The organism is Candidatus Binatia bacterium (assembly GCA_036382395.1).
Lineage (GTDB): Bacteria > Desulfobacterota > Binatia > HRBIN30 > HRBIN30 > JAGDMS01.
The window spans coordinates 1-9,093 of record DASVHW010000031.1 but is presented as its reverse complement, the minus strand read 5'-3'; the positions used below and the strand labels follow the sequence as shown (position 1 = coordinate 9,093).

Sequence of the window (9,093 nt, the reverse complement as noted above, 5' to 3'; positions counted from 1 at the left end):
CCCTGCACGTCGGTGAACATGTTCGCCAAGTGATGCTGCACCGCCTGGAACGTGCCGAGCGGGCGATCGAACTGCATCCGCTCTTTGGTGTACTTCGCGGTGGCGTCCAGCTCATGCTGGGCATTGCCCACCATCTCGGCGCACTGGATGGCGACAGCCTTCTCCACCACCGGCTTGAGCAGCGCCAAGCCCTCGTTCAGCCGACCCACGATCCGATCAGCCGAGACCGGCACGCTGTCGAGATCGACCTGGAACTGCTTGTCCGGGGCGATGGTCCTGAGCGGGCTACAGCGTACCCCTGCGGCCTTGGCGTTTACCATGAAGATGGAGAGGCCGGCTTCGTCTCCCGCCTTCCCGGCTGTTCTAGCCACCACCAGGATTTCATCGGCAATGGTGGCGTAAGGCACAAACAATTTCGTGCCCCGAATGACGTAGCCGCCATCCTTGGGCTGCGCGGGAACGGACACAAAGCGGAAGTCGTTGGCCACCTCGCGTTCGGCGATGGCCAGCGTCGGAATCAACTCACCGCCTACCACCTTCGGCAGCAACCATTGCTTCTGCGCTTCCGTTCCGCCTGCCACGAGCGCCAGCGTTGCCATGGCGGTGCCAAACAGTGGGCTGTCGAACGCGGCGCGTCCGATCTCTTCGAAGAGGACCGCAAGCTCGAGTAGGCTTAGTCCGACGCCGCCGTACTGCTCCGGAATGATGATGCCCGTCCACCCGAGCTCGGCCATCTTCTTCCAGAGCGGCGACGAATGGCCGGAGTCGCTGGCCTCGAGCTTCCGGACCACCGATTTGTCACACTCGGCCGCCAGGAAATCCCGCGCCGCCGTTTGCAGCATTTGCTGCTGCTCGTCGAGTTCGAAGTTCACGACTTGGCCCGCCGGAACTTCGGCAAGGTAACCTCGGGGGTCACCGCGTCGAAGACGACTTCGACCGGCATATCCTTTTTGATATCGTCCGGGGCCACGTCGACGAGCCAGGTCACCATACGCACACCTTCTGCCAGCTCTACGACGACAGGGGCGTACGGTGCATCGTCCTTGAAGCCAGGATGCATCGGCCGGCGCACGACGGTCCACGTGAAGACCTTTCCGCGGCCGCTCGACTTGGTCCACTCCCACTCCCACGAACCGCACGCCGCGCACATCGCCCGCGGCACGTGCCGCCACTTGCCGCACTTGGTGCAGCGCTGGAAGCGAAGCTCGCCGTTCTTGCAGTGGTTGTAGAACTGCTGCGTCATGCCCTGCATCAACGGCAGGGGCTTGCTGTATGTCGTGCCGGATTGTTGTGTCATCGCGCTCCCCTTTTAGTTTCTTAGGATGAGGATGCTGCCATCGCCAAAATCACCAAAACCCGTCACCAACCCGACCTTGGCGTTTTTGACCTGCCGCTCACCGGCATCACCACGCAGCTGCTTCACGGCCTCGACGAAGTGGTTCATGCCGAGCACGTGGGCTTCCGACAGCAGGCCACCGTGGGTGTTCACCGGCAACTGCCCGCCAAGCTCGATCCGGCCCCCTTCGACGAAAGGCCCGCCCTCGCCGCGTTTGCAGAAGCCCATCTCCTCGATCTGTTGGATCACCTGGAAGGTGAACGGATCGTAGATCTCGGCGAAGTCGACGTCTTTGGGTGTAATCCCGGCCATGGCAAACGCACGCGGGGTCGCGGAGGTGTGTCCAAGATTGAACATATGCTCGCGGGTCACGATATCGTCCGCCGGGAACGGCTGGCCTTGCGCGAATCCCGTGATGTAGACGGGCTTCCCCTTCAGGTCACGCGCCCGCTCGACGGTCGTGACGACGAAGGCGCAGGCGCCGTCCGCTTCCAGCGAGCAGTCCAGCAGCCGGAAGGGATCCGAGATCATCGGCGAGGCAAGGTAATCTTGCATCGTCATGGGCCTGCCGCGCATCAGTGCGGCGGGATTGAGCTGCGCGTGCTTGCGACACGCGACGGCAACCGCGCCCAGATGTTCCGGCTTGGTGCCGAACTCGTTCATGTGCAGGCGCGCCATGTACGAGAACCACTGCACCGGCGCGGTCAGCCCGTACGGGAAGTAGAAATCACGCGCCGGCACGCCCCCTGACATCACCGTCGGATCGGCCGTCACCACCTCGCGCACCCGCCGGCCCGAATACCCGAGCCAGCCGCCCGGGATTAGCGCGTACGTGCACATGCCCGCGTTCACCGCCATGGCCGCGGTGGCAACGGACGCGCCGGGCGCCGCGCCACCAACATGCAACGTCGCCTGATAGCGCAGGTCCTGGATGCCCAGATGCACGGCGAAATCCTCGGCGATGTTGAGGCTGGCAAACGGCAAGATGCCGTCGATCTGTTTGTTGGCCAATCCCGCATCGGCGATCGCGGCCTCACAGGCTTTCAGCTGGATGGTGAGGTTCGTCCCATCCACCTCCTTCTCCTTGCCGCGCGTATACGGCGTCTGACCTATCCCGATGATGCACGTCTTGTCCTTCAGTGAAGTCATGTGCTTCCTTCTCTGTCGCCCGTTCCCGGAGTGTGCCCGCTGCGTTCTAACAGCCTGTCGGACTTGGAAGCCTGCAGCGACCCAACACGTCCGCCGGAAGCCTCTGGAGTGCGGGCGGGGAGCGGGCCATAGAAATGACGCCGGCCGCAGGCCCCGCAGGCCCTCAGCGTCCCTTGAAATTCGGCTTGCGCTTCTCCTTGTAGGAGCGCGGCCCTTCTTGCGCATCTTCGGAGTTGCGGACCCGCTGAAACAGGGCGTTTTCGAGTACGAAAGCGGGCTCGTGATTCCACTGACGCACGGCGATCTCCTTGGCCGTGCGCACCGCCAGCGGGCCATTTTGGCAGATGATCTCGGCCAGCTCCATCGCGGTCGGCAGCACCTGGTCCACCGTGGGAACCAGCCGGTTCACCATCCCGACCTCGTACGCACGCCGTGCACTGATGGGTCGGCCCGTCAGCAGCACCTCCATCGCTATCCACCACGGGAGGTAACGCGGGAACCGTACGTGCGAACCGCCTGCGGCGATCATGCCCCAGCGCACTTCGCCGAGGGCGAAGCTGGCATTCTCCGACGCCACGCACAGGTCCGTACCCTGAATCAGCTCCAGGGTGGCAAACCCGTTGACCGCCGTGATGATCGGCTTGAAAATATCGTGGAATACCCGCTTCGTCGGATCCTCGTTGACCTTGAACCTTCCCGAGGTGACGGCCGGGATCATCGTTTCGAGGTCGCCACCCGAGCACCACGCCTTGTCGCCGGTGCTTGCCAGGATGGCCACGTAGAGGTTGTCATCCTTGTCGAAATCACCGAAGGCATCGTAGAAGGCGTCCATCATTTCCGGGGTGAAGCAGTTTCGCTTCTCTGGCCGGTTCCACGTCATGATCGCGATGTGGCCCTTCTTCTCGTACAGAAAGTGGGGGGAAGTTCTCATTGTCGGCTCCTTTTCACTTCGCGCGTATCGCCATAGGCGATACGCCGTGCGTCAATTCTGTTGCGTACCGGACTGCGCCGGGGCGGGTCACGCCTTTCGCTTCTTGAAGATCGGGATCGGCTGCTTGGGTGACACGTCGAAGAAATCGAGCTCGACGGGCATGCCGATGTAGAGTTCCTCCGGTTGGGTGTCGAGCATGTTGGCCACCATGCGCACGGGCTTCTCGTCGTCCATCTCGACCAGCACCACTTCGAAGGGCACCACGTAGAGCGGGTTCACCTCGCGGGTGAAGATGACATAACTGTAGATTTTCCCCTTGCCGGTCGACTTCTCCCAGCGCAGGTCGAAGCTCTTGCACTTGTGACACATCGGCCGCGGTGGGTGGAGCCACTCGCGACACTTGCCGCAGCGCTGGAAGACCAGCTCACGCCGTTTGATCGCTTCCCAAAACCCTTCTTCGAACGATTCGGCAACCGGCTCGAAGAAGTACTTCGCGTATCGTTGGTTCAGCTGCAACGCCATGGCGACTACTTTCCTTTCGTCAGGATGAGCGCGCTCGTCGGCACACCAAGTCCACCGGTAACCAGCACGCGTTCGGCGCCCTTGATCTGCGTCGTCGACGTGCCGCGAATCTGCCGCACGCCTTCGGCGATTCCGTTCATGCCGTGGATGTACGACTCGGAGAGCATGCCGCCCGCCGTGTTGATCGGCAGTTGCCCCGTTGGACGGATGCGCTCGCCGCCTTCACAGAACGGCCCGCCCTCGCCCTTCTTCACGAAACCGAGCGCCTCCAGTTGCATGGGCACGAGCGAGGTGAACGCATCGTAGAACTGGGCCACCTGGATGTCACTCGGCTTCATGTCTGCCATCCGGAACAGGTCCTTGCCGGTCTCTTCCATTTCCGGAATGCCGATCTCCGGACGATAGAAGCTGGTCATGCAGTACGAGTCCCATCCCGTCGCCTCGCCAACGCCCGCAACGTATGCCGGCGCTTGCTTCAGGTCCTTCGCCCGCTCCGGCGTAGTGACGATGAGCGCCACGGCCCCATCGTTTTCCAGGCAGGTGTCGTGCAGGGTGAACGGGTCGCACAGCATGGGCGAGCCGAGGTACTCCGGCATGGTCAGCGGGCGCCCGTAGAACATCGCCCGCGGATTTCTGATCGCGTTCTCCCGGCTGACGATGGCCACCGCGCCGAGTTGCTCCCGTGTGGCGCCGGTCTCGTACATCCACCGCCGCGTGAACATCGCCACCCACGACGTCGGGCTCTGGAAGCCGTACGGCATGGTCATGCTCCAGTGGGAGTCGATCGGGATGTTGGCCGGCCGGCCGTACCGCATCATTCCGCTGGCCGCGCGGATAGCGCGGAAGCAGAGCACGTAGTTCGCCAGCCCCAGCGCCACCGCCGCGGCCGCGTGCATGATGGTGGCGCAGCACGCGCCGCCACCCCACGGGGCTTCGACAAAGTATCTCAGGTTAGGGATACCCAGGCAGCGGGCGACGTCGGACTCGGTGGCAAACTCGATAGCAGTCGCCCCGGCCGTGCCGAAGCGCACGCAGCCATCGATCTGCTCGGACTGGATTCCCGCATCCGCGCACGCCGCCATGGCCGCGTCTACCGCCAGGTGGATCTCGCTGCGGCCGGCGTTACGCGTGAACTCCGTCGAGCCAAGGCCGACGATGCACGCTCTATTCTTCAAACTGATTGTCGACTGCGCCATCGATCAAGGCCTCCCTTTCAGCCCTTCGACGGGAGGGCGATGACGCCCGAGCTCGTGACGTGCGGGCCAAGTTTGTTCTCGCCCACGACGGTCACCTCGACCAGGTTCAGGCCACCGTCCTTGTATTTCTTCGTCACCTTGCCGTTCATGCGCAATTTGTCGTCCGGGAAGTTGGGCACGGCGAGGCTGATGCTGAGCTTCTTCAGCTCGCCGTCGGGCCCCGTCCAGTTGCCGAGGTACGTTCCGACGAGCCCGTTCGTGGTCAGGATGTTCATGAAGATGTCCGGCGCGCCCTTCTCCTGCGCGAACTTCGGGTCATGATGCACCGGCATGAAATCGTGCGACGCCCAGATCGCGCCCGAGACGATCAACGTCGAGTCGAGGACCCGCGTCTGCTCAGGCAGTTCCTGCCCTTCCTTCACGTCTTCCCAATACAGTTTCGCCATGTGTTTCTCCTCCATTTGTTTTCAGAGCTTGTGATCAAATCGGGCGCCCGGTACCTGAGGGAAGCCTCTATAGACGCTCGCAGCGACCAACGGGAGCGGACCCGCCGCACGGACGCGGGGCGCAGCCCTCAGCCCTGGTAGAGCCGCCTGGTATCCAAGGGTGGCCGATACTTCAGCACCCGGAAGCTCGCCACGCAGATTTCTTCGTCCCGTTGATTGATGAAGGTGTAGATCAAGTCGACGTACCGGCCCACACCCATGCGCGTGTAGTGATCGTACTTGGACACGTTCCCCACGGTGATGCGGGAGCGCAGCATGTCTCCCGGCCGCACGGGCCGCTGGTACTCCTGCGTCTGCGCCGTCGCGACCACGCCGTGGTAGCCCATCGCGTCGATCATGCCGAAGAGCTGGTTGTGCGGGTCTTCTTTGAAAGGCGGATTGTTGTGCACGAACCGATTGAGCGCCTCCTGCATCGGATCCAGCGACCACGTCTGCACCATCTGCGGCGGCGCGATGATACCGCCGTACTTGCTCTTCTTGGCGTACTCCTCGTCGGTATAGAGCGGGTTGGCGTCCTGCATCACCTCGCACCAGTGGCGGATGTCCGACTCACTGACCTCGTCGTGGCCCTCGTGCCACTCCGAACTCGCGCCTACCAGGTGGGCGATGCGCGAGTAGTCGAACGCGACCTCTGGCGGCGACGAGAACGGCCGAATCTCGCTTGTGCTTGCGTTGTCCATGATGGATGAACCTCCTCCGAGTCCTGCCTCAGCTCGGCAGTTCCATGCTGCGGAACTTGAGCACTTTGTATTTCTGTGTGCTGACCACGTGGCCGCTACCGTCAAGGAAGGTGTAGTGCAGATCGACCAGATACCCCTTACCCATCTTTGTCGCTTCCTCGCCCTTGGAGAGTCCGGCGACTCTCACCTTGAAACTCAACCGATCGCCGATGCGCACGGGCCGCTGAAACTCCTGATCGAGTCCGATGCCGGCCGTGCCTTTGTACCCCGCATCGTCGAGCATCTTCAGCAGCTTCTCGTGTGGCTCGGTCGCTTCCTTGGGAGGCCAGAGCGGCGGCTGGGACCACACCATCGTCATCGTGTGCGGAGCGGTCTTCACGCCTGTCTTGATCTTCTCGGTGTAGCTGGGATCGGGATCACCGACCACTTCACACCAGTGGCGGATATCCGATTTACTGACCTTATCCACCGCCTGGATGGCGCCGGACTCCGCTCCCACGAGCTTTGCCGCTTTGGATTGATTGAAACTCATCGTTCGCTTCCTCCTGTCGTCTCCTAGCAGCCTGTCGGACTTTGTAACTCGCAGCGACCCAACACGTCCGCCGGAAGCCTCTGGAGTGCGGGCGGGGAGCGGTCCCGCCGAACTGACGCTGGCCGCAGGTCCTAGCGCGACCGCGGCATGCCGAGGCCCATGATGGCCACGACGTCCCGCAGCACCTCGTTCGCACCACCCCCAAAGGTCAGCAACATCTTCGCCAGATACTCGCGCTCGAGCTTCCCCCCGATCGGGGCCAGCTCGCTCCCCGGCTCCAACTGCCCGAACAGCCCCATCATCTGCAGGCTCAACCCGTGGATGCGCTGGAACAGCTCGGAGCCGAAGATCTTGACCATCGACGCCTCGGCGAACGGCACGACGCCCTGGGAGATCTGCCAGGCCACGCGATAGTTCATCAGCCTGAGCACCTCGGTGTCCCTTGCCATCTCGGCCAGCCGCGTCCGCACCCACGGCACGTCGGCGAGCCGAGCCCCGTCGAGTGTCGCCTGCTTGACCCAGCGGATCATTTCGTCGACCAGTCGCCCGGCGCGCGAATGGGCCACCAGACCGATCCGCTCCATCGCCAACTGCGCGTTGATGTAGTACCAGCCGGCGTTCTCCTCGCCGATGAGGCAATCCTTCGGCACGCGGACATCGTCGTAGTACGTGATGTTTGATTTGAATCCACCCATGATGTGGATAGGGTCGAACGTGAAACCCGGACTCTTGGTGTCGACCATGAAAATCGAGATGCCCTTGTGCTTCTTCGCCGTCGGATCCGTCCGTGCCGCGAGCCAGATGTAGTCGCAGAACTCCGCCAGGGTGGTGAAGACCTTTTGGCCGGTGATCACATAGTCGTCGCCATCTCTGACCGCCGTGGTCCTGAGCGAGGCGAGATCGCTGCCGGCGCCTGATTCCGTGTAGCCGACGCCGATGTTGAGCCGCCCTTTCAAAATCGGCGGCAAAAACCGGTCCTTCTGTTCGGGCGTCCCCACTTGCATGATGGTGGGTCCGATCGCGTTCAGCGACAGCATGGGGATAGGCAGCGCGTGATACCCGGACACCGCGTCGAAAAAGATGTACTGCTCGATGGGCCCCTTGCCCTGGCCGCCATACTCCTTGGGCCAACCGATGCCCAGCCAGCCATCGTCGCCGAGGCGGTGTAGACACTTGGTGTACTCCGGCGCGTCCTCGGGACCTCCAGCCTCGGGCTTGTCCTGCAGCTCCGCCAGCAGCGCGGGAGTCACCAGCCGCTCCAGATACTCGTAGATCTCCCGCTGTAACCGATCTTGCTCGGGTGTGAGGTCGAAATCCATGCCGTCAGGTCGATTTACAATTATTGATGATTGTCGACGCGGCCCTGCAATTACCAGCATCGCTCAAGCGAGTCAACAATCATCTGAGAACCGGCGCCGCGTGGAGAATGCTGATAGGACGCCCTAAAATCGGCGCTATCGGCGGCGTCACCAAAAGGGCGGCGAGGTGTAAGCTCACGGCAACCTGGACGCGGCGGAGTTGATCTGCAATTATAGAAAAATGTTTCGCGGTGCTTGCATTCGAGTCGAGCCGCGTCGTCCACACGGGCCGGGCGGCGGCACGTTGCGCGCAGGGTTGGTCGGGTGCGAGCCATGACTCCGAGGGCGGCGGCCAAGGTGAAGACGAAACGCGCGGGCGGCTCGGGCGTGGGCCGAGGCGTGCAGGCGGAGCGGAGCGACGAGACCCGGGAGCGCGTGATCAACGCCGCGATTCAGTGCATCGCGGAGTACGGCTACAAGCACGCCAGCGTCACCCGGATCGCCGAACGCTCGGGGGTGTCCTGGGGTGGCATCCAGCACCACTTCGGCACCAAGGATGCCATCATCCAGGCGGTGCTCGATAACGCGCTCGACGAGTTCTTGCTGGACAGCCAGCGCATCTCGCCCACCGACGAGACTCTGGAGAACCGCGTCAAGGTGATGGTTGAAGGAGCCTGGCGGCTCATGAACCGCCCAGGGTTCCGCGCTTTTTTCGAGATCACGCTCAGTCACCGCCATGAACCTCCGAGGCGGAACCCGGCGCGCCGCTACCGGGCGCGAGTCTGGAACGTGATCATCGCTGCGTGGGATCATCTCTTCGGGCACCTGAACCTGTCGCAGGAGCGGGTGGAGCTGGCGCGTCGCGTGACGTTCGCGACGCTGGGAGGGATGGTGGTGGAGTCGATGATGCGGACCGACTCGCGCAGCTTCGACGGGCCGCTCG

11 protein-coding genes are annotated in these 9,093 nt (G+C 63.0%); 1 reads left to right on the top strand and 10 read right to left on the bottom strand.

The features are described 5' to 3' along the window. From VF515_01730 to VF515_01685, 10 genes are all read right to left on the bottom strand, one after another. Positions 1 to 872 (bottom strand): acyl-CoA dehydrogenase family protein (locus tag VF515_01730; protein ID HEX7406346.1); only part of this gene is annotated, 872 nt, incomplete at its 3' end. After that, a complete protein-coding gene (locus VF515_01725; GenBank protein ID HEX7406345.1) occupies positions 869 to 1,297 on the bottom strand; it encodes a Zn-ribbon domain-containing OB-fold protein in 429 nt (142 codons plus the stop codon). The genes VF515_01725 and VF515_01730, both read right to left, overlap by 4 nt. Positions 1,298 to 1,309: 12 nt before the next feature. Next, positions 1,310 to 2,485 (bottom strand): transporter, encoded by a 1,176-nt coding sequence (locus VF515_01720; protein HEX7406344.1) that lies wholly within the window; start codon positions 2,483 to 2,485, stop codon positions 1,310 to 1,312. 163 nt (positions 2,486 to 2,648) lie between these two features. Next, positions 2,649 to 3,416, bottom strand: a complete 768-nt coding sequence (locus tag VF515_01715) for an enoyl-CoA hydratase-related protein (GenBank protein HEX7406343.1) — start codon at positions 3,414 to 3,416, stop codon at positions 2,649 to 2,651. Between the two features lie 87 nt (positions 3,417 to 3,503). Beyond that, entirely contained in the window at positions 3,504 to 3,938 is a 435-nt protein-coding gene (locus VF515_01710; protein ID HEX7406342.1) for an OB-fold domain-containing protein, read from the bottom strand. Positions 3,939 to 3,943: 5 nt separating this feature from the next. Next, the gene (locus VF515_01705; protein HEX7406341.1) at positions 3,944 to 5,134 is read right to left on the bottom strand and encodes a lipid-transfer protein; all 1,191 of its coding nucleotides are present in this window, start codon (positions 5,132 to 5,134) and stop codon (positions 3,944 to 3,946) included. A 17-nt stretch (positions 5,135 to 5,151) separates the two neighbouring features. Beyond that, complete coding sequence (locus VF515_01700) at positions 5,152 to 5,580, bottom strand: hypothetical protein (protein ID HEX7406340.1); 429 nt, start codon at positions 5,578 to 5,580, stop codon at positions 5,152 to 5,154. A gap of 128 nt (positions 5,581 to 5,708) precedes the next feature. Further along, entirely contained in the window at positions 5,709 to 6,320 is a 612-nt protein-coding gene (locus VF515_01695; GenBank protein HEX7406339.1) for a MaoC family dehydratase N-terminal domain-containing protein, read from the bottom strand. A gap of 28 nt (positions 6,321 to 6,348) precedes the next feature. Next, positions 6,349 to 6,852 carry a MaoC family dehydratase N-terminal domain-containing protein gene (locus VF515_01690; protein ID HEX7406338.1) on the bottom strand — a complete coding sequence of 168 codons (504 nt, stop codon included), beginning with the start codon at positions 6,850 to 6,852 and terminating at the stop codon, positions 6,349 to 6,351. A gap of 131 nt (positions 6,853 to 6,983) precedes the next feature. Next, positions 6,984 to 8,171, bottom strand: a complete 1,188-nt coding sequence (locus VF515_01685) for an acyl-CoA dehydrogenase family protein (GenBank protein HEX7406337.1) — start codon at positions 8,169 to 8,171, stop codon at positions 6,984 to 6,986. 336 nt (positions 8,172 to 8,507) lie between these two features. Between VF515_01685 and VF515_01680 the strand changes: the two genes are divergently transcribed. Continuing rightward, positions 8,508 to 9,093, top strand: a 586-nt coding sequence (locus VF515_01680; GenBank protein ID HEX7406336.1) for a TetR/AcrR family transcriptional regulator, incomplete at its 3' end; no start/stop codon positions are given.